This is a genomic window from Nocardioides exalbidus (genome assembly GCF_900105585.1).
In the GTDB taxonomy this organism is placed as follows: Bacteria; Actinomycetota; Actinomycetes; order Propionibacteriales; family Nocardioidaceae; genus Nocardioides; species Nocardioides exalbidus.
The window spans coordinates 4,278,760-4,296,416 of sequence record NZ_FNRT01000002.1; the positions used below are offsets into that span (position 1 = coordinate 4,278,760).

The window sequence follows — 17,657 nt, forward strand, 5'->3', positions numbered from 1 at the left end:
CAGGGCATCAGTGCTTCGCCGGACCCTCGACGTTCACGGTCGGAATGCCGCCACCCACCCGGGCGATCACGGCCAGGGACGGCACACGAGCAGGGTTCGACTCACGGTGGACGGTCCACGCCGGCACGTGCACGAAGTCGCCGGGGCCTGCATCGAGGTAGCCCTCGTGCCCCTCGAACTCGATGCGCAGCACGCCTCGGACGATGTAGAGGCTCGACTCGTTGCGCTCGTGGTGGTGCCACCCGGACACCGCGCCCGGCTCGGTCTCGACCTGTCCGGCCCACAGCATCGGCAGCTCGAAGGCCAGGGCCCGGTTCATGCCGGGCGTCGGGTCGGCCGGAGCCAGGTCGGCTGGTATGAACGTCCGAACGGGCCGAGGAAGCTCACGGGTCATGCCTTCAGGGTGCCAGAGGTGTCAGCCGGTGGCGCCGAACTGCTCGACCCGGATCATGTCCGGCGCGAGCCCGCACTCCACGAGCAGTGCCTCCGCGAGTCCGGCGAACCGTGAGGACCCGCAGACGAAGGCGAGCTCGATCCCGTCGAGCAGGGGCGCCACCTCCGATGCGGTCGGTGGCCCCGGAGGTCGGGTGCCCGTCGAGTGCCGCGTGTAGGCGACGGTGGCGCCGGACCGGTGGAGCTCGTCGTCGTAGGGCAGCTCGTCGGGGCTGCGACCCACCGCGAGGATCCGGAGGAGGTCGGGTCTCCCCGCGTGTCGAGCGGCGCGGCTCATCGAGATCGCCGGGACGACGCCGGTGCCGCCGACCAGGCAGAGCGCAGGCGTGCGCACGTCCCAGGTGAACCACCGACCGATGGGGCCGCGCATCTCCAGCACGTCGCCGACCTCGGCGACGTCGGCCAGGAACTCCGACACCTCGCCGCCCGGCAGCTTCTCGACGAGCAGCTCCAGGAGTGGATCGCTGTCGTCGGAGGCGACCGAGTAGGAGCGCTGCGCGGTGTAGTCGTCGGGAGCGCGCAGCCGGAGCAGGTAGTGCTGGCCCGGCCAGTGCCGCAGCCGGTCCTCGACGTGCATGCGCAGCCGGACGGTGCTCGGGGTGGGCAGCTCCTTGGTGATGATCCGGCCGGTCGTCCAGGTGGTCGCGGTCGGCGCCACGTCGTCGATGCTCAACGCAGGGCCCTCCTCAGTCGCCCTGGTAGCGCTGCTCGAGCCACGGGTCCCCACGATCGTGGTAGCCGTTGCGCTCCCAGAAGCCCGGCTGGTCGTGGGACATGAGCTCGAGGCGGCTGATCCACTTCGCGGACTTCCAGAAGTAGAGGTGCGGGACCAGCAGGCGCACCGGCCCGCCGTGCTCGCGGGCGAGCGGTTTGCCGTCGTAGTCCCAGACCACCCATGCCTTGCCGCCCGTGACGTCGCTCAACGGGAGGTTGGTCGTGTAGCCGGTGCTCGAGTGCGCCATGACGAAGGCCGCGTCGGACCGAGGCGCAGCGGCCTCCAGCAGCACGTCGACGCTCACGCCCGCAAAGGCGACGCCGAACTTGGACCACGTCGTCACGCAGTGGATGTCGCCCCGGTAGGTCGACCGCGGCAGCTGGTGCACCTCGTCCCACGTCCAGGTGGTCGGACGCTCCACCAGCCCGTCCACCGTGATCTTCCACGCCTCGGGCACCACTCGCGGGGTGGCCTCGGCGGTCAGGACCGGCCAGCCGCTGCCGGTGTCGTACTGGCCGGGAGGCAGCCGTCCTTCCGGTCCTTCCGGGCGACGACGGACGAACCCTCTGGTCACCGGCATGGGCTCAGTCTTCCGTGGTGTCCACGAACGGGCAAGGAACCACGGTCCCCCGCTGCTCCTCAGCCGGACCGGCACGCCCGGCGACAGGACGACACGGCCCCTCAGAGGCTGTCCCGCGCCTCCTTGGCCGCCTCGACCTCGGCACGGGCCTCGTCGACGGCCTCCTCGACGTCGGCCTGCGCCGCCTCGGCCTCGCCGAGGTCGTCGTCGATCTCCTCGAGCGTGTTCTCGAGGTCGGCGACCCGGCTGCGCAGCTCGTCGAGCTCCGACTGGACCTGCAGGGTCTTCGCCTGGAGCTTCTCGACCTTGCGCCGCGCCGCGCGCTGCTCCTTCTCGGTCTCGCCCAGCACGACCTTGGCGTCGGCGACCCGCTCCTCCGCGGCGGCGCGCGCCTTCTTGTCGGCGTCCGGGTCCGGTACGACGTGCAGCTGGGGTCGCTCGTCGGGGTTGGGCGGGCCGATGGGGCGGGCGGTCGCGCTGAAGCCGAGCGCCCCGGGCAGGGCGACGGCGCCACTCAGGTCGAGGTCTCCGAGACCGGTCGCCGAGAGGGCAGTGACCAGGAGCCCGGACCGCACCGCCTTCGCCGCGTCGGGCTCGAGCATCGCGGCGGTGAGCGTCGCCTCGACCTGGTCGGCCACCGAGTCGGTGGTCTTCACGCCCTCAGCCCGGGCGTGCCGCCGGGCCGCGGTGGTGACGGACGCGGTGAGCTGGCGGCGCTGCTTGGTGAACTCGCGCAGCTGCGCGGCGTCGAGGTTGTCCTGCGCCTCGCGCAGCGCCTCACCGACGGCGAGCACCTGCTCGACCTGGTCGGGGTCGCGGCGCACCAGCAGGTTCACCACCCATGCCGCGAGCGAGGACTTCTTCAGACCTTTGATCGAGGCGGCCAGCGCCTTGTCGGCCTTGTGCTCCTTGGCCAGCACGTCGCGTGCGGGCGTGAAGTCCGCGAGCGGCAGTGCGTACAGCTCGTCGGCGATCTCCAGCAGCGGGTCGGCCATGCAGTGATCCTAGGGAGCGGCGGCTGCCGCCGTCGCGCTGCGGGCAGCACCAGCCGCGGTCAGGGGGCGGCGTACTCCATCTCCGTCGGGTACGGCGGCCACGGACACTCCTGCGTGACACCGGTCGGCGCCCAGCCGAGCGACTCGTAGAGCGATCGCGCACGGGCGTTGAGCTCGAGCACCCACAGCCGGCGGGCGCCTGCCGCCTCGGCCCTGGCGAAGCCCTCGCGACCGAGGCCCGCGCTCCAGTGGTCGGGCCGCACGGCGAGGTGCCGGAGGCTGCTGCCGTCGTGCGCGGCGAGCACCACCAGCCCGTGCTGGTCCTCGACCACGTCGACCACCACCTCCGGGTCGTCGAGGAGCAGCGCCCACCGGGCGAGGACGTCGTCGTCGGGGTAGGGCAGGTCGCCGAACACGTGCGCCAGCCCGGCCCGGCTGGCGGCGCGCTCGAGGTCCCGCAGGGCCACGACGTCGTCCGCGGTGGCCCGCCGCCACTGCACGTCGGAGGTGCTCACGGCCGTCCCGCCTCGTCCCAGACCCGGTGCGACGCCCGCGTCCGCTCCCAGAGCGAGGTCCACTCGTCGTCGGTGACGTCGTCGGCCGGCAGCAGGAGGTCGTCGGCGAGCGCGCTGCGCCAGTCGTCGTACGACACCAGGTCGCGCTGGTCGCGCGACCCGGGCGTCAGCACCTGGTGCACCAGGCCGCGGACGGTCAGCTGCTGGGGACCGTCGATCCGCTGGGCGACGAGCACGCGGCGGAAGGGCGAGCCCTCGCCGAGGCTGAGCGCGACGTGGGCGGCCGCGACCGCGTCGGACGAGTGGTCGCGCGAGGTGACGACGATGCCGCTGAGCACGCCGCCGGGCAGGTGCCGGTAGGTCCACGCGGCGGGTCCGGTCGGGCGTCCCGCCGCCTGGGCGCCGTAGCCCGCGCCGATGCCGTAGGACCAGCCGTCGACGTCGTGCTCGCCCCGGACGAGCGGGAGGGGCTCGGCGAAGCCCTCCCCCAGGCCGGCGTCGGCCCACCAGTGCCCGCCCGGGTTCTCGTCGGTCGGGAGCCCCGAGACGACGAGCACGAGGTGGTTGAGGTCGGAGGCGAGCTGCCCCTCGGGATGCATCCACACGTGCCCGTGCCGGCGACTGACCGCGAACCCCAGCCGCGTGAGCAGCCACTCGAGGGCGCCGTTCTGCTGGAAGCAGTAGCCGAGCCGGCCGCCGGCCGCCACCCGCGCGACACCGGCCCGGGGATCGACCGGGTCGGGGCGTCCGAGCATGATCGAGAGGTTGTCGTAGGGGATGCGCGCGACGTGCGCGCGGTGCACCTCGCGGAGCCCGTCGAGCGTGGCGGCGGGCCGCTCCGCGAGACCGAGCGCGGCCAGGTACCGGTCGACCCCCGCACCCTCGTCAGGCACCTCCTGACCCCTTCCGTACTGCTCTCGTGGACCTGTCGTTGCCGAAACCTACCCCCACGGGTACCGGTCTGGTCCGGGGTACCCAATATCAGGGTTGAACGGGAGAAGACGCGGTGTTGTCGTGAGGACCGGCCCTCCTCCCGGGGTCGTTTCATGGGGGTGAAACACACATGCTCAGACTGTTCCCGACCGCACTCGCCGCGTCACTCGCGCTCCTCGTCGTCGCACCGGCCGCACCCGGCTCGGCGACCGCAGGACCGTCCGCCTCACCCGCGCGCGTGACGGTGATCCAGGCCGTGCCCGGCGCCACCGTCGAAATCTCGATCGACGGCGACCAGGTCGCCCAGGGCGCCGAGGTGGGCGACGTGCTCGGCCCGTTCGACCTCGCTCCCGGCACCCACGACGTCACGTTCAGCGGCGACGGGATGAAGGTCGACTCCACGCTCGACGTCACGGCGGGCGCCGCCAGCGACGTGGTGCTCCACCTGCCGGCCGCCGTCGGCGGCGACCCCGTGGTCCACTCCTACGCCGCGCCCACCGGTCCCATCGGCCCCGGCAAGGCTCGCGTCCTGCTCGCCCACACCGCGACCGTGGCACCGGCCGACGTCGAGGTCGACGGCAAGACCGTCTTCACCAACATCGCCAACGGCGAGTTCGCCGACGCCGACGTGCCCGAGGGAACGATCTCGGTGGCACTGCTCCCCTCCGGCACGACCGGCGACCCGATCCTGGGCCCGCTCGACGTCAGCCTGGCCGGCAGCACGCTCTCGATGATCTACGCCTACGGCAACCCGAAGGACGGGTCGATGAACGTCATCGCCCACACCGAGGCCCTGTCCTCCGACGGCTCGGTCGAGCCCTCGCGCATCGACACCGGGTCCGCCGGGCTCGTCCGCGACCCGGTCAGCACGTTCGCGGGCGGGTCCGGCTCCGGTGGCTCGCTGGCGTGGTGGGCGGTGCTCGTCGCCCTGCTCGTGCCTGCCGCGGCCGGTGCCCCCGTCGTACGCCGCTTCCGGCGTACGACGTCGCGCTCGCGGCTCGGATGACGCCGGCGCGGACGCTGGGACTGGTCGTGGCACTCTCCGTGCTGGCCGCCGGCTGCGCCGGGACCACCGCACCGGACGCACCCGCCACCACGGGCGCGAGCAGCAGCACGACCACCGCGCCCTCCCCGACCGCGGACCCCAGCAGCGTCGCGCCCGCCACCCGCGCCGACACCGTCGTACGACCCCGGGCCCCGTCGCTCGTGGTCCTGCCCGGCGGCCGCAGGGTCCCGGTGCGTGCCGTCGGCACCACCCCGGCGGGACTGCTCGCCGTCCCGGACGACATCGACGTCGCCGGGTGGTGGCGCGGGGGCGCCAGGATCGGCGACCCCTTCGGGTCGGTGCTGGTCGCCGCCCACGTCGACTCGACGACGCAGGGGCTGGGGCCGTTCGCGGAGCTGCTGACGGCGACGAGCGGCTCCCGCCTGCGCGTCGAGTCCGGGGACCTGCACCAGGAGTTCGTGATCCGGGAGCGCCGGCTGGTGCCGCAGGGCAGCCTGGTCGACGACTCGTGGATCTTCGACGCGTCCGGCGACCTCCGGCTGACCCTCGTCACCTGTGCGCCGCCCTACGACGCCTCGCGCGGCGGCTACCAGAACCTCGCGGTCCTCACCGCCCTCCCGCTCGGACCACCGGAGACCTCGTGACCAAGAAGAAGCAGTACAAGAAGCAGCTGCCGGCGGCGATGCCGCCGAAGCCGCGGCGCGCGCCCGCTCCTCGACCCGAGTCCCGGCAGGAGGATGAGCGGGAGGTCGAGGGAGAGGTCGAGCGAGAGGCCGGCACCCCTGCCGCCGCGTCGCTCCTTCCCGTCCAGGCACCCGGACCCGAGCTGGAGCAGGTCCGCCAGGCGATCCGTCAGCTCGTCAGCGAGCTCGACGGCGAGACGCCTCCCGACGCCGCACCTGCACCCGACGCCGCCCCCCAGGCTCCGACCCGGAAGACGCCCCCGACCACCCCGGCTGCTCCGACCGCCCAGGCTGCTCCGACCGCCAGGGCCGCCGGCCCTGCGAGGGCCCCGACCCTCGCGAGCAAGCTGGCCGCGAGCAGGACGGCCCCGATCAAACCGGCCGCGCGCAAGCCGGTGGCGAGCAAACCGGTGGCCAGCACGACGGCCCCGAGCAAACCGGCCGCGACCAAGCCGTCGGCGAGCAAGCCGGCCCCACCGGCCGTACGACCCGCTCCGCCGAGGCCACCGTCACCGTCCGCCGAGCCCGACCGGGCCTCGGGCCGCAAGGTGGCCGGGCTGGTGCTCCTCGCGCTGCTCTCCGCCGCCGTCGGCGGCGGCGTGGTCGCCTGGCTGCTCGGGCGTGGTGACGAGGCCACGCCCACCGACACCCCCACCGCACAGCTGCCGTCGGGCTGGCCGGAGGCGGGCGCGTCGCGGACCCTGACCCGCGTCGAGGCCGGCGGCGTGCTCGAGGTGACGCACTGGATCCACACCGACGAGCCCCTCGACCAGGTGGACGTCTCCCTGCCTGAGTCGGGCGAGGGCTCCGCGGTCGCGGCGACGGACGTCCGGGTCACCGCCGACGGCGAACCGGCCTCGGGCCCGACCGAGATCACGTTCAGCCGCGCGACCTACGTCTTCGACTCCGCCACGTTGATCCGGGTGACCTACGAGCTGAAGGGCGCGGTCCAGCGCAGCACCTCCGCGGTGGGCCGCGGGCTGGCGACGACCACCTCGCTCGACGTCTCGGCGACCCAGCCGCGCGACGTCCGCGTGATCCGCTCGGCGGCGGTGCTCTCGCTGTCGTGCGCGGCGACCGCTGCCGCGGAGCTGGCGCCCTGCGGCGAGGCGGAGGGCACCGGCGAGTGGAAGGTGCAGCTGACGGGCACGAGCGCCGGCGGTCGGGTCGTCGCCGCCGTCACGGTGCCCTCCTGACCTGCCCTCGTGACCTGCCCTCCTGACGTGCCGTCCTGGGAGGACCGCCCCCCGGAGCTCAGGCCTTGGCGTCGTCCCCGTCCCCGCCCTCGTCCAGGCCGTGCTCGATGGCCCACCGGGTGAGCTGGACGCGGTTGTTCATCTGCAGCTTGCGCAGCGTGTTCTGGACGTGGTTCTGCACGGTGCGGTGCGAGAGCACCAGCCGCGTCGCGATCTGCTTGTAGCTCATCCCGGTCGCCACCATCCGGAGGATCTCGGTCTCCCGCTCCGTGAGCTGGTCGCGCGGGTCGTCGGCGGGGCCGTCGGCGATCCGACGGAACTCCCCGAGCACCAGCCCGGCCAGGCCCGGCGTGAAGACGGTGTCGCCGTCCGCCACCCGGCTGACGGCGTCGACGAGCTCCGCGCTCGACGCCGACTTCACGAGGTAGCCGGTGGCGCCGGCCTTGATGGCGTCGAGGACGTCGCCCTGCTCGCCGCTCGCCGACAGGATCAGGACCCGGGCGGTCGGGTCGTGCTCCAGCATCATGGTCGTGACCTGCACGCCGCTGTGGTCGGGCAGCTGGAGGTCGAGCACCACGACCTGCGGGGCGGCGGCGGGGAACCTGGCCATCGCCTCGCGCCCGTTGGACGCCACCGCGACGACGTCGTGCCCGGCCGCCTGCAGGTCGCGCTCGACCGCGTCACGCCACATCGGGTGGTCGTCCACCACCATCAACCGCACCATCGCCAGTCCCCCGTTCGCCCGAGCGTGTCCCACGAGCTGGGGGGATCGTAGTCCGCCTACCCCGCCGGCGGCTGGTAGCGACCCCGCCGGTGCACCAGCGGGTCGCGCTCGTCGCCCACCACGACCTCGACCAGCCGGCAGGTCACCAGCCGGGACCAGCCGACCTCGACGTCCGTCTCGACCTCCAGGCTCGCCCACGTGCCGGCCTGCGCGAGCCGCGGGCCGTGGTCGGTGGGTGTCCACGTCGCCATCCGCCACGGGCCTCCCGGCGCCGGGGCCGTGCCGGCGAAGGCGTCGGCGAGGTCGCGCTCGGCCCACGAGAGCAGCTGCAGCACGCCGCGCCCGGTCTCGAGGAGCACGTCGGTGAGGTCGGCGTCGGGGTCGAGCAGCGCGAGCACCCGCCCGGGCTCGCCGCCGGCGACCAGCCAGGACGAGACCGTCAGGCCCGCGCGACCACCCTCGTCGACCCCGGCAGTCCACAGCGAGACCGTGCTGCCGAGGCGCCCGCGGAGTCGTCGTACGGGGTCACGGTCGCCCTCGGGCTCGAGGAACGGGTGCGTCGTGTGGATCGTCACCGGGCTCACGCTAGCGGGACGGTGAGCTCCCACTCGGTGCCCCACGACCCACTCTCCATCACGGCGGTGCCGCCGAGCTCCTCGACCCGGCCGCGGATCGACGACGCGACGCCCAGCCGGCCCTCGGCCGCGGCCTGCTCGAGCCGCCCGGCCTCGATGCCGGGCCCGTCGTCGCGGACCGACACGGTGATCGAGTCCGGAGCGGCCTGCGCGAGCACCCAGGCGTTCGCGTCGGGCCCGACGTGCGTGAGGACGTTGTCGAGGCAGGCGCGGACCGCGGCGACGGTCTCCTGCGCCACCCGTGCGTCGACGAGCACCGCCCCGCCGGGGGTGGCCACCTCGACGCGGACCGGATGGGCACTCGCCATCGCCTCGAGCGCCCCGGCGAGGTCGACCTGCGCGCCCGCCCCGGTCGGCACGGTGTCCTGCTGGCGGATCAGCGAGCGCAGGCTGCGCTCCTGCTCGCCCGCGAGGCGACCGAGGTCGGCCCACTCGCCACCGGCCGCCGCGCCGCGGCGCTGCGTCATCGCGAGCACCTGGAGCACCCCGTCGTGCACGGCCCGGGCCAGCCGGGTCCGTTCCTCGGCAGCCGCCGCCGCGCGCTCGGCCGCGTCGCGCTCGCGCGCCATCCGCTGGAGCGACTCGCACATGAAGCCGACGACCGGTCCGCCGATCAGGATCAGGAAGACGTTGCCGTAGTTGCCCTGGTCGACCTCGGCGCGCGGCAGCAGGTCGGCCGCCGAGATCAGCGCCGCCGCCACCAGGCCGCCGCGCCAGTGCCAGTGGATCGCCCACGCCAGCAGCGCGCCCATCACCCAGAAGCCCGGGATGGTGGCGTTGAAGTGCTCGGACTTCAGCCACGGCGTCGCGGCCATGGCGGCCAGCACGATCGCGAGGTCGGCCACCAGCAGTGACGGCGTACGACGTGCGTGGTCGCGGTAGAGCCAGATGGCCACGCCGGTCCAGGCGACGAGGCCGGCGACGAGGGCGAGGGCGACGTCGGGGTGGGAGAAGTTGTCCCGCCGGTAGGCGTTGAGCCCGACCATGTTGATGGTCACCACGACCCGCACGATGGCGAGGGCGGAGTAGAGGCGGTCCTCGACGGCGAGGGCGGAGTCCGCGCGCGGGGACGGCGAGGTGCTCAGGACGCCTTCTGCTCCCGGTCGTCGCCGGCCTCGTCGGCCGCGGCCTGCTCGGCAGCGGCCTGCCTCGCCGCCTCCTGCTTGGCGGCCTCGCGCGCCTCCTTGTCGAGCTCCTTGGCCTTGCTGGCGTAGAGGTCGACGTACTCCTGGCCGGACAGGCGCATGATCTCGTACATGATCTCGTCGGTGATCGAGCGCAGGATGTAGCGGTCGTTCTCCATCCCGGCGTAGCGGGAGAAGTCGAGCGGCGGGCCGAAGCGCACCACCGGGCGGGTCCAGCTGCCGTAGACCTTGCCGTTGGGGGCGACCACGTCGGTGCCGACCACGGCGCACGGCACCACCGGGGCACCCGACTCGAGCGCGAGCCGGGCGACACCGGTCTTGCCGCGGTAGAGCTTGCCGTCGTGCGAGCGGGTGCCCTCGGGATAGATCCCGAACAGGTCGCCCTCGCCGAGGATCCGCATCGCCGACTTCATCGCTCCCTCGGCGGCGTTGGCGCCGGAGCGGTCGATCGGCACCTGGCCGGCGCCGGTGAAGAACTTCTTCTGGAACCAGCCCTTGATGCCCGGGCTCGTGAAGTACTCCGCCTTCGCCACGAACGTCACCCGGCGCTGGAGGGTGAGCGGCATGAAGAGCCAGTCGGCGTAGGACAGGTGGTTGCTCGCCAGGATCGCCGGCCCCGTCTCCGGGACGTTGTCGACGCCGAATGCCTTGGGCCGGAAGACCAGGCGGAGCACCGGCCCGAGGGCGATCCACTTCAGGAACCAATAGAGCACGGACTGAGCCTAGCCCTGCTGCTGGCCGGTGACCCGCTCGATGAACTCCGCCGCCTCGGCGAAGATGCGCGGGGCGTCGTTGTCGAGGGTGGCGACGTGGAAGCTGTCCTCGAGCACCCGCTCCTCGAAGTCCTTCGACGACAGCCCTGCGTTGAGCGCACGCGAGCTGGAGATGTCGACGACGTGGTCCTCGGCCGAGCGGAAGTAGAGCACCGGGATGGTGATCCGCGGCAGGTCCTTCCGCAGCTCGGCGTAGCCCGCGAACATCGACGCGGCAGCCTTCAGCGGGGTCATCGGGTAGCCGTGCTCGTCGGCGCCCGGCTTCTTGATGTCGTTCGCGATCCCGGGCATCGCCGGGACGACGTGCTGGAGCGCCGGCAACAGCTTCACGTCCTTGCGCAACGTGTCGACGGCGGGGTTGACCAGGACCAGGCCGGCCAGGTCGTCGCCCCGGTCGGCCGCCATCCGCAGGCACAGCGCCCCGCCCATCGACAGGCCTACCGCCACCACGACGTCGTTCTCCGCGACGAGCGTCTCGACGGCCCGGTCGACGGTGGCGACCCAGTCGGCCCACGACGTCCGGTTCATGTCCTGCCACCGCGTGCCGTGGCCGGGCAGCAGCGGCATCTCGACGGCGTACCCGCGTGCCGCGAGGTCCTCGGCCCACGGCCGCATCGAGACCGGGTTGCCGGTGAAGCCGTGCTGCACGAGCACGCCGACGCGCCTCCCGCCGGTCAGCTCGGGCCGCGCCGCCGTGGACATCGGCGCGACGAGGGCCGGGTCGAGGGGCGCCGCGGGGGCACCGAGGAAGGGGATCTTCACAGGCGACAGTGTGCACCACCCCAGCCCTCCCTGACCGCTGGTCGGGACGCGGGTCCGGACACGTGCACCACCCGAGGGCTACCGTGGTGGCGTGAGCCGCCCGGAGGACGAGAGCAGCACCGAGCTGGCGTGGCGCGAGATCGTCGAGAACTACGGCGAGCGCGCCGTGCTGCCCGACGAGCGCACCCCGACGCGACCCGCCGTGGACACCGGTCCGGACCCGGCTGCGGAGAGCCTGACCACGTCCGGACCCGAGGTCGGTGACGAGCGTGCGAGCGACCTCCCGACCGACCGCCCGACCGATCGCACGGCCGACCGCTCGGCAGACCCCACCGACCGCCCGGCCGACCTCCCCGCCGACCTGACCGGCGAGCTGCCCGACCGGCTGCTCGACGACGACGAGGTCGAGGTCCGCCAGCGCGCGGTCGCGGAGTCGGAGCGGTTCAAGCCCCCGCCGGCCCCGCCGTTCCCGGTCCCGCAGACCTGGCAGCGCGGCCTGGCCTGGTCCGGCATCTTCCTCGCGCCCGTGCTGGCACTCGTGATCGCGCTGTTCTCGATCTACGTCAACCCGCTGGTCGGGTGGCTCCTGGTCCTCTGGTTCGTCGGTGGCTTCCTCTACCTCGTCCTCGAGATGCCCCGCTCACCGCGTGACCCCTGGGACGACGGCTCCCGCGTCTGAGGACGAGCGAGCTCACCGGGCGTGGGACGCGCCCGGCGACTCCGCCGGCACCCGCGCAGTGGGTCGCGCAGGGCTTGGATGCAGGGCTTGGATGCAGGGCTTGGATAGGGTCGGCGCGTGGGTGCGAAGGAGACGGTCGAGGTCACGGGGCACCTGATGGACAGCGGGATCCTGTCGCGCATCCTGGACGACATCCGCGACTACGGCGGCGACTACGTGATCGAGAAGTTCGACGTCGGTCACGAGACCCACGACCCCAGCAGCGCGCGGATCTCGATCGAGGCCGAGGACGACGAGTGCCTCCAGCGCCTGCTGATGCGGCTCCAGACCCGCGGCGTCAACCAGCTCACGACCGGTGACGCGGTCCTCGTCGCTGCCCCCCGCGACGGCGTGCTCCCCGACGGCTTCTACTCGACCACCAACCTCGAGACCAGGGTCCGCCTCGAGGGGCGCTGGTTCGACGTCGAGAACCCCGAGATGGACTGCGGCCTGATGGTCGCGGGCTCCGACACCGACCAGCCGCGCGTGCGCACCGTCCCCATGTCGGACGTGCGCACCGGGATGCAGGTCGTGGTCGGCGCCTCGGGTGTCCGGGTGACCGTGCCAGCACCCGACCAGCGCGCCGAGGCCTTCCCGACGTCCGGTGACTCGGCGACCGAGCGGCCCCAGACCGTGCTCGTGCGCCAGGTCGCCGACTCGATGCGGCAGGCCCGCGCGGGAGGCCGGCGGGTCCTGTGGGTCGGCGGTCCGGGGATCGTCCACACCGGCGCGGTGCCGGCGATGGTGGCCTTGATCGAGGCCGGGTTCGTCGACGTCCTCTTCGCCGGCAACGCCCTCGCGACCCACGACATCGAGTCGGCGCTCTACGGCACGGCCCTCGGCATCGACATGAACACCGCCCAGGGAGTCGAGCACGGCCACGAGCACCACGTGCGGGCGCTCAACACGGTCCGCCGGTCCGGCTCGATCGGTGCCGCCGTCGCCGACGGCACGCTCACCAGCGGCATCATGCACGCGCTCGTGACCCACGAGAGGCGCTACGTCCTCGTCGGCTCCGTGCGCGACGACGGGCCGCTGCCCGACGTCCACACCGACGTGATCGAGGGACAGCGCGCGATGCGGGCCGAGATCCACGACGTGGGCTACTGCCTGATGCTGGCGACCCAGCTGCACTCGGTCGCGACGAGCAACATCCTTCCCGCGACCGTGCCCCTGGTGTGCGTCGACCTCAACCCGGCCACCGTGACCAAGCTGGCCGACCGCGGCACCAGCCACGGCCGCGGGATCGTGACCGACGTGGGCCTCTTCCTGGAGCAGCTCGCCCTCGAGCTGGTGCCGGACTACCGACGCGGCTGAGGAACGTCCCGGGCGCCGAGCCGGTCCGGTTCGTCGGCGACCGGGTCGTCGACGGCCCAGGTCACGGCCGCGAGCAGGAGCCCCGTGCCCAGCAGCACGAAGTAGTTGGCGAACGACTGCTTCGACACCAGCACGGTGCAGGTCAGCGGGAGCGAGCAGGCGAGCAGGAACGTCGTGGCACCCGGACGCAGTCGTCGTACGAGCAGCACCGACACGGCGCCACCGACGGCCAGGGGAACGGTGGCGAGCAGCCATCCCGGGAGCGGGCCGGCCACGCCCGCCACCAGCGGCAGCAGGGAGACGGCGTCGTCACGGAAGGGCTGGCGGAGCTGGAGGAGCAGCGCCGACCGCACGAAGCCGCGCGGATCCCACAGGAGGAAGGCGCCGATCACGACGGCTGCCACCGCGCACGCCTCCACGACCCGGCGCCAACCGACCGCCCTGCGGACCACCCACAGGGCAGGCAGCACCACGACGAGGTACTGCTTCGAGGCGAGGTAGAGGCCCAGCAGCACACCGACGGCCCGTGAGCCCCGGAGCAGGCCGACGGCGCCGAGGCAGAGCAGGAGCGCCATCACGGGCTCGACCGCGTGCGCGAGCACGACGACCATGGAGGTGGGTGCGGTCAGGACCGCGACCGCCAGCGCCCGGCCGAGCGCGTCCGACGCCACGGCGCGCGCCACGACCGCGCACCCGACGAGGGCGGCCACGTGGACGTACCTCACGTCGCCCAGCAGGTAGCCGGGCACGTCGAGCAGGAGCGGCGTCGGCAGGTAGGGGTAGCCGTAGAGGACCCGGCCGTCGACGACCACGCCCGGGCCGAAGTAGGCGAGCGACTCCTCGGGCGAGTAGACGTCGGGGATCGTGATCCCGTAGGGGCTCGCGCCGTCGAGCAGCGCGCGGATCCCGCCGTTGACGAACTCCGCCACGTCGATGCGTACGTCGAGTGCGTGCACGCCCACGACCAGCGCGGTCGCGTGCACGACCGCGAGCAGCGCCAGCGGGCCGACGGACTTCGCCCGGACGGCCCACCAGGCGAGCGCGCCGTAGCCGGCAGCGACGCCGAGGGGCGCCACGCCGTCGAGGAGCCGTGACCCGACCTGGATCCCGCAGGAGGTGGCCGACAGGACCACGAGGACGATGACGAGCCGGTCGCGGAGGGGCACGGCCCCGGGCGTGCCCCCCGTCGCGGTCGTCGGGGCCTGCGCCCGGAGCACGACGACCAGGCAGCACGCGGTGGCGGCGGCGAGCGCGACCGGGACGACCCACTGGGGCGAGGCGGGCGTCGCCGACAGGCAGAGGACACCCAGGACGGCGGTGAGCGCTCGTGCGTCGCCCGACGACGGCCGGGGAAGCGTCACGGCGCAGCCGTTCGAGTCCCGTCGCCACCCACGAGCAGCGCCGCACCGACCATGCCGGCCTCCGGGCCGAGCTCGGCGGCGACGAGGCGGGGCACCGCCCGGTGGCCGACCCCGACCAGGGTCCGCTGCAGCGAGGTCCGCGCCGGGTCGAGGAGCCGGTCGCCGGCCGCCGAGACGCCGCCGATCACGACGACCTCCGGGTCGAGGGCCGCGACGAGGTTGGCCGTGCCGACGCCGAGCCAGTCGCCCACCGACGCGAACGCCGCACGGGCGACGAGGTCGCCGGCCTCGGCGGCGGTGGTCACCATCGGTCCGGTCACCCGGTCCGGGTGTCCGTCGCTCATGTCCGTCAGCACCGAGGGCTGGTCGGCCATGAGGGCGCGGGCGTCGCGCACCAGTGCGTTGCCGGAGGAGTACTGCTCCCAGCACCCGCTGCGGCCGCACTCGCACGAGCGGCCGCCCGGCACCACCTGCATGTGCCCGAACTCGCCGGCCATCCCGTTCGCGCCGCGCAGGACGTGGCCGTCGAGGAGGACCGCGCCGCCGATCCCCGTGCCCATGGTGATCATCAGCGCCGATGCCGCTCCGCGCGCGGCGCCGTGGTGCGCCTCGGCGCGCGCGGCGCAGTTGGCGTCGTTGTCGAGCAGCACGGGGCAGCCCAGCCGGTCCTCGAGCAGGTCGCGCAGCGGCTCGCCCTGCCACGGCAGGTGCGGCGCGAACATCACCCGCTCCCCCGCCGAGTCGACGAAGCCTGCGGCCGCGACGCCCACGCCGGCCAGGTGACGGCCGCCCGCGGACTCGAGGATCGCCTCGACGAGCGCGTCCTCGACCTGGCTCGCGACGACCCGTCGCCCCGGTGTCGTACGACGCGCGGTGGACGTGACGCGACCTCCCGCGTCGACCACTCCTGCGAGCACCTTGGTGCCGCCGATGTCCACGCCGACCACGACGCCGGCGTCGGCCCCCGCACCTGCCGTCATCGGTCCTCGGGCCATTCCTCGTCGGCGGCGCCGGCGTCCCCGTCGTCGAGGTCGATGTGCTCGACGTCGGACGTCCTGTCGCCGCGCGGGTCCGGAGTCGCCATGAGCGCCGCGACCGCCTGGGCCAGCGACGTCACCGCGCTCGTCAGGTGCGCCTTCACCTCGGGGCTGAGCTGTCGCACCGCGTGCACCGTGCGGCAGACCGGGCACACGGTGCACTCGGCCGAGCCCGTCGCGAGGTGCTCGTCGAGGTCGCGCACGGCCGCGCCGGCATGGGCGGCGAACCCGGACAGTCCGTCGCCGGCCTCACCGGCCTGGTCGCGGGCCCACCCCGACAACACCCCGAACAGCCGGGCGGCCTCCTCGCCGAGCGAGCCGACCTCCGGGTCCGGTCCGGGGTCACGGGCGTCGTCGCTCACGTGGCCTCCTCCGTCGCGGTGGTGTCGGCGGCCTCGGTGAACCGCACCTGGAGCTCCCCGTCGCGCACGCGGGCGCCCGCCACGCGGTGCCGCGCCAGCCCGGAGGGCAGGGTCAGGAGGCGACGATACGACGCGACGGACACGACGAGCTCGTCGCCCTTCCGGGCCAGGGAGACGTCGTCGCGGGTCACCAGCGGCAGCGGGAGCGCGAGCACCATGCCCCCGCCGGAACGGCGTACGTCCATCGCGGGCCGCGTCGCGCCACCGGCGAGGGGGTCGTCGTCGCCGTAGACGTCGTGGGCGAGCGCGAGCAGCGCCTCGCGACCGACCGGCTCGACGGCGCGATAGACCGACGTGCGCACGTCGAGCCCGGCGAAGGAGTCGGACGCGTCGACGAGCACCCGGTGCTGTGCCTCGACCCACGTCGCGCGCCAGTCGTCGGCGCCTGCCTCCGGGAACACCCGGTTCACCACGGCCGCGTCGACCGGGTAGCCGAACATCGTGAGGAACGTGTACGCCCGCCGCGCCTCCGCGAGCACCACCGACTCGGGCGTCAGCACGAGCCGGACCGAGGCCCCGGGACCGGTCAGCAGCGTGCGGACGTCGTCGAGCTCGGCGTGCAGCCGCTCGATCGCGTCGAACACCGAGTCGCCGGGCATCGGCACGCCCGCGGCCCGGCTCAGCACCGGCTTGAGCGCCTTCACCACCCGCCGCTCGACCGGGAGCACCCGGTCCATGTACCAGCCGAGCGCCTCGGGGAGGGCCAGCAGGCGGAGGGTCTCCGCGGTGGGCGCGCAGTCGACCACGAGCACGTCCCAGTCCCCCGACCGCGCCCGTGCCCGCACCTCGAGCAGCGCGAGCACCTCCTCGGCCCCCGGGACGACGGTGAGCTCCTCGGCCGCGACGGGGTCGACGCCGGCGGCGTCGAGGACGCTGAGCAGGTAGCCCTGGACGTCGCGCCACGACCGCTCGAACCGCTCCTGGGCGTCGACGTGCTGCACCCACAGGTTCGGCGCCGCCTCGGTCGGCTCGCCCGTCGCGGTCACGTCGAGCGCGTCGGCCAGCGAGTGGGCGGCGTCGGTCGACAGGACGAGGGTGCGGTGCCCCGCCTCCGCGCTCGCGCACGCCGTGGCCGCGGCGAGCGTCGACTTGCCGACGCCACCCTTGCCGGTGAAGAGGAGGATCCGCATGCGGGACCCGCGCGTCAGAGCTGCTCGACGCGCTTCTTGAGGCCCTTCAGCGCGGTGTCGATGAGGATCTTCTCGCCCTTGCGCTTGAGCATGCCGATGAGCGGGATGCTGACGTCGAGCGCGAGGCGGTAGGTCACCTCGGTGCTGCCGTCACCCCGGTCGACGAGGGTGTAGGCGCCGTCGAGGGCCTTGAGCATGTTGCCCTCGACCAGCGTCCAGGTGACCTCGCGGTCGCCGTCCCAGTCGTACGCGAGGGTGTACTCGTCCTTGATCGGCGAGACGTCGAGCGCGAAGTAGACCTGCTCGGCACGACCACCGGCGCCCGGGGCCGTGACCTCGACCTGCTTCATCCCCTTGGCCCAGGTGGGGTAGGCCTCGAAGTCGGCGATGACGGCCATGACGTCGGCCGGCGGGGCATCGATCGTGATCGAGGCGGAGGTCTGGTCGGCCATGGCCGGAGCCTACGACATCGCCGGGGTGACCCCCTCGCCCGGCAGACCGGTCGGCGTCCCTCAGGCGATAGCCTGCGCTCGCAGGCGATCCGTTCGACCCGGGAG

21 protein-coding genes are annotated in these 17,657 nt (G+C 73.6%); 5 read left to right on the plus strand and 16 right to left on the minus strand.

The window, feature by feature from the left end; translation table 11 throughout:
- Positions 1 to 7: 7 nt before the first annotated feature.
- The 6 genes from BLV76_RS20775 to BLV76_RS20800 form a co-directional block, all read right to left on the minus strand.
- Complete coding sequence (locus BLV76_RS20775; protein ID WP_090971755.1) at positions 8 to 394, minus strand: cupin domain-containing protein; 387 nt, start codon at positions 392 to 394, stop codon at positions 8 to 10.
- A 21-nt stretch (positions 395 to 415) separates the two neighbouring features.
- Complete coding sequence (locus BLV76_RS20780) at positions 416 to 1,126, minus strand: FAD-binding oxidoreductase (RefSeq protein ID WP_245734814.1); 711 nt, start codon at positions 1,124 to 1,126, stop codon at positions 416 to 418.
- A gap of 13 nt (positions 1,127 to 1,139) precedes the next feature.
- Complete coding sequence (locus BLV76_RS20785) at positions 1,140 to 1,748, minus strand: sulfite oxidase-like oxidoreductase (protein ID WP_090971757.1); 609 nt, start codon at positions 1,746 to 1,748, stop codon at positions 1,140 to 1,142.
- 101 nt (positions 1,749 to 1,849) lie between these two features.
- Entirely contained in the window at positions 1,850 to 2,743 is an 894-nt protein-coding gene (locus BLV76_RS20790; protein WP_090971759.1) for a coiled-coil domain-containing protein, read from the minus strand.
- Between the two features lie 59 nt (positions 2,744 to 2,802).
- The gene (locus BLV76_RS20795) at positions 2,803 to 3,258 is read right to left on the minus strand and encodes a GNAT family N-acetyltransferase (RefSeq protein ID WP_090971761.1); all 456 of its coding nucleotides are present in this window, start codon (positions 3,256 to 3,258) and stop codon (positions 2,803 to 2,805) included.
- Complete coding sequence (locus BLV76_RS20800) at positions 3,255 to 4,151, minus strand: arylamine N-acetyltransferase family protein (RefSeq protein WP_090971763.1); 897 nt, start codon at positions 4,149 to 4,151, stop codon at positions 3,255 to 3,257. Before BLV76_RS20800 ends, BLV76_RS20795 begins: the two co-directional genes overlap by 4 nt.
- Positions 4,152 to 4,321: 170 nt before the next feature.
- Here BLV76_RS20800 and BLV76_RS20805 point away from each other — a divergent pair, with 170 nt between their 5' ends.
- Genes BLV76_RS20805 through BLV76_RS20815 form a run of 3 tightly spaced genes read left to right on the plus strand, consistent with a single transcriptional unit; the run spans position 4,322 to position 7,076 of the window.
- Positions 4,322 to 5,197 (plus strand): DUF4397 domain-containing protein, encoded by an 876-nt coding sequence (locus BLV76_RS20805; protein WP_090971765.1) that lies wholly within the window; start codon positions 4,322 to 4,324, stop codon positions 5,195 to 5,197.
- A 26-nt stretch (positions 5,198 to 5,223) separates the two neighbouring features.
- Positions 5,224 to 5,841, plus strand: a complete 618-nt coding sequence (locus tag BLV76_RS20810; protein ID WP_139306653.1) for a class F sortase — start codon at positions 5,224 to 5,226, stop codon at positions 5,839 to 5,841.
- Positions 5,838 to 7,076: a hypothetical protein gene (locus BLV76_RS20815; RefSeq protein ID WP_090971769.1), complete on the plus strand. Its 1,239-nt coding sequence runs from the start codon at positions 5,838 to 5,840 to the stop codon at positions 7,074 to 7,076. The genes BLV76_RS20810 and BLV76_RS20815 overlap by 4 nt, the downstream gene beginning before the upstream one ends.
- A 58-nt stretch (positions 7,077 to 7,134) precedes the next feature.
- Here BLV76_RS20815 and BLV76_RS20820 read toward each other — a convergent pair whose 3' ends face one another.
- From BLV76_RS20820 to BLV76_RS20840, 5 genes are all read right to left on the minus strand, one after another.
- A complete protein-coding gene (locus tag BLV76_RS20820; RefSeq protein ID WP_245734816.1) occupies positions 7,135 to 7,788 on the minus strand; it encodes a response regulator in 654 nt (217 codons plus the stop codon).
- 68 nt (positions 7,789 to 7,856) lie between these two features.
- Positions 7,857 to 8,375, minus strand: coding sequence for a flavin reductase family protein (locus BLV76_RS20825; protein WP_090973063.1), 519 nt, complete (start codon positions 8,373 to 8,375; stop codon positions 7,857 to 7,859).
- A gap of 5 nt (positions 8,376 to 8,380) precedes the next feature.
- Positions 8,381 to 9,520 carry a MacS family sensor histidine kinase gene (macS, locus tag BLV76_RS20830; protein ID WP_090973065.1) on the minus strand — a complete coding sequence of 380 codons (1,140 nt, stop codon included), beginning with the start codon at positions 9,518 to 9,520 and terminating at the stop codon, positions 8,381 to 8,383.
- The gene (locus tag BLV76_RS20835; RefSeq protein WP_090971773.1) at positions 9,517 to 10,293 is read right to left on the minus strand and encodes a lysophospholipid acyltransferase family protein; all 777 of its coding nucleotides are present in this window, start codon (positions 10,291 to 10,293) and stop codon (positions 9,517 to 9,519) included. The genes macS and BLV76_RS20835 overlap by 4 nt, the downstream gene beginning before the upstream one ends.
- Before the next feature lie 9 nt (positions 10,294 to 10,302).
- The gene (locus BLV76_RS20840) at positions 10,303 to 11,115 is read right to left on the minus strand and encodes an alpha/beta hydrolase (protein ID WP_245734818.1); all 813 of its coding nucleotides are present in this window, start codon (positions 11,113 to 11,115) and stop codon (positions 10,303 to 10,305) included.
- Between the two features lie 91 nt (positions 11,116 to 11,206).
- Between BLV76_RS20840 and BLV76_RS20845 the strand changes: the two genes are divergently transcribed.
- A complete protein-coding gene (locus BLV76_RS20845; RefSeq protein WP_090971775.1) occupies positions 11,207 to 11,794 on the plus strand; it encodes a hypothetical protein in 588 nt (195 codons plus the stop codon).
- Positions 11,795 to 11,911: 117 nt separating this feature from the next.
- Complete coding sequence (locus BLV76_RS20850) at positions 11,912 to 13,150, plus strand: ornithine cyclodeaminase, nickel-pincer nucleotide-dependent (protein ID WP_090971777.1); 1,239 nt, start codon at positions 11,912 to 11,914, stop codon at positions 13,148 to 13,150.
- On the opposite strand, the gene BLV76_RS20855 is transcribed toward BLV76_RS20850, so the two are convergent.
- The 5 genes from BLV76_RS20855 to BLV76_RS20875 are packed head-to-tail and all read right to left on the minus strand — an operon-like array spanning position 13,135 to position 17,552.
- Positions 13,135 to 14,511 carry a hypothetical protein gene (locus tag BLV76_RS20855; RefSeq protein WP_090971779.1) on the minus strand — a complete coding sequence of 459 codons (1,377 nt, stop codon included), beginning with the start codon at positions 14,509 to 14,511 and terminating at the stop codon, positions 13,135 to 13,137. The genes BLV76_RS20850 and BLV76_RS20855 overlap by 16 nt on opposite strands.
- Entirely contained in the window at positions 14,508 to 15,491 is a 984-nt protein-coding gene (locus tag BLV76_RS20860; RefSeq protein ID WP_090971781.1) for an ROK family protein, read from the minus strand. The genes BLV76_RS20855 and BLV76_RS20860 overlap by 4 nt, the downstream gene beginning before the upstream one ends.
- Positions 15,488 to 15,910, minus strand: coding sequence for a hypothetical protein (locus BLV76_RS20865; protein ID WP_090971783.1), 423 nt, complete (start codon positions 15,908 to 15,910; stop codon positions 15,488 to 15,490). Before BLV76_RS20865 ends, BLV76_RS20860 begins: the two co-directional genes overlap by 4 nt.
- Complete coding sequence (locus tag BLV76_RS20870) at positions 15,907 to 17,100, minus strand: ArsA family ATPase (protein ID WP_090971785.1); 1,194 nt, start codon at positions 17,098 to 17,100, stop codon at positions 15,907 to 15,909. The genes BLV76_RS20865 and BLV76_RS20870 overlap by 4 nt, the downstream gene beginning before the upstream one ends.
- A 14-nt stretch (positions 17,101 to 17,114) precedes the next feature.
- Positions 17,115 to 17,552, minus strand: coding sequence for an SRPBCC family protein (locus BLV76_RS20875; RefSeq protein ID WP_090971787.1), 438 nt, complete (start codon positions 17,550 to 17,552; stop codon positions 17,115 to 17,117).
- Positions 17,553 to 17,657: the final 105 nt, after the last annotated feature.

Bases quoted from the DNA above. Each gene is read 5' to 3' on its own strand.
- BLV76_RS20790 (WP_090971759.1), bottom strand. From the start codon at position 2,743: ATGGCCGACCCGCTGCTGGAGATCGCCGACGAGCTGTACGCACTGCCG.
- BLV76_RS20775 (WP_090971755.1), bottom strand. From the start codon at position 394: ATGACCCGTGAGCTTCCTCGGCCCGTTCGGACGTTCATACCAGCCGAC.
- BLV76_RS20785 (WP_090971757.1), bottom strand. From the start codon at position 1,748: ATGCCGGTGACCAGAGGGTTCGTCCGTCGTCGCCCGGAAGGACCGGAA.
- BLV76_RS20875 (WP_090971787.1), bottom strand. From the start codon at position 17,552: ATGGCCGACCAGACCTCCGCCTCGATCACGATCGATGCCCCGCCGGCC.
- BLV76_RS20860 (WP_090971781.1), bottom strand. From the start codon at position 15,491: ATGACGGCAGGTGCGGGGGCCGACGCCGGCGTCGTGGTCGGCGTGGAC.
- BLV76_RS20870 (WP_090971785.1), bottom strand. From the start codon at position 17,100: ATGCGGATCCTCCTCTTCACCGGCAAGGGTGGCGTCGGCAAGTCGACG.
- BLV76_RS20805 (WP_090971765.1), top strand. From the start codon at position 4,322: ATGCTCAGACTGTTCCCGACCGCACTCGCCGCGTCACTCGCGCTCCTC.
- BLV76_RS20820 (WP_245734816.1), bottom strand. From the start codon at position 7,788: ATGGTGGTGGACGACCACCCGATGTGGCGTGACGCGGTCGAGCGCGAC.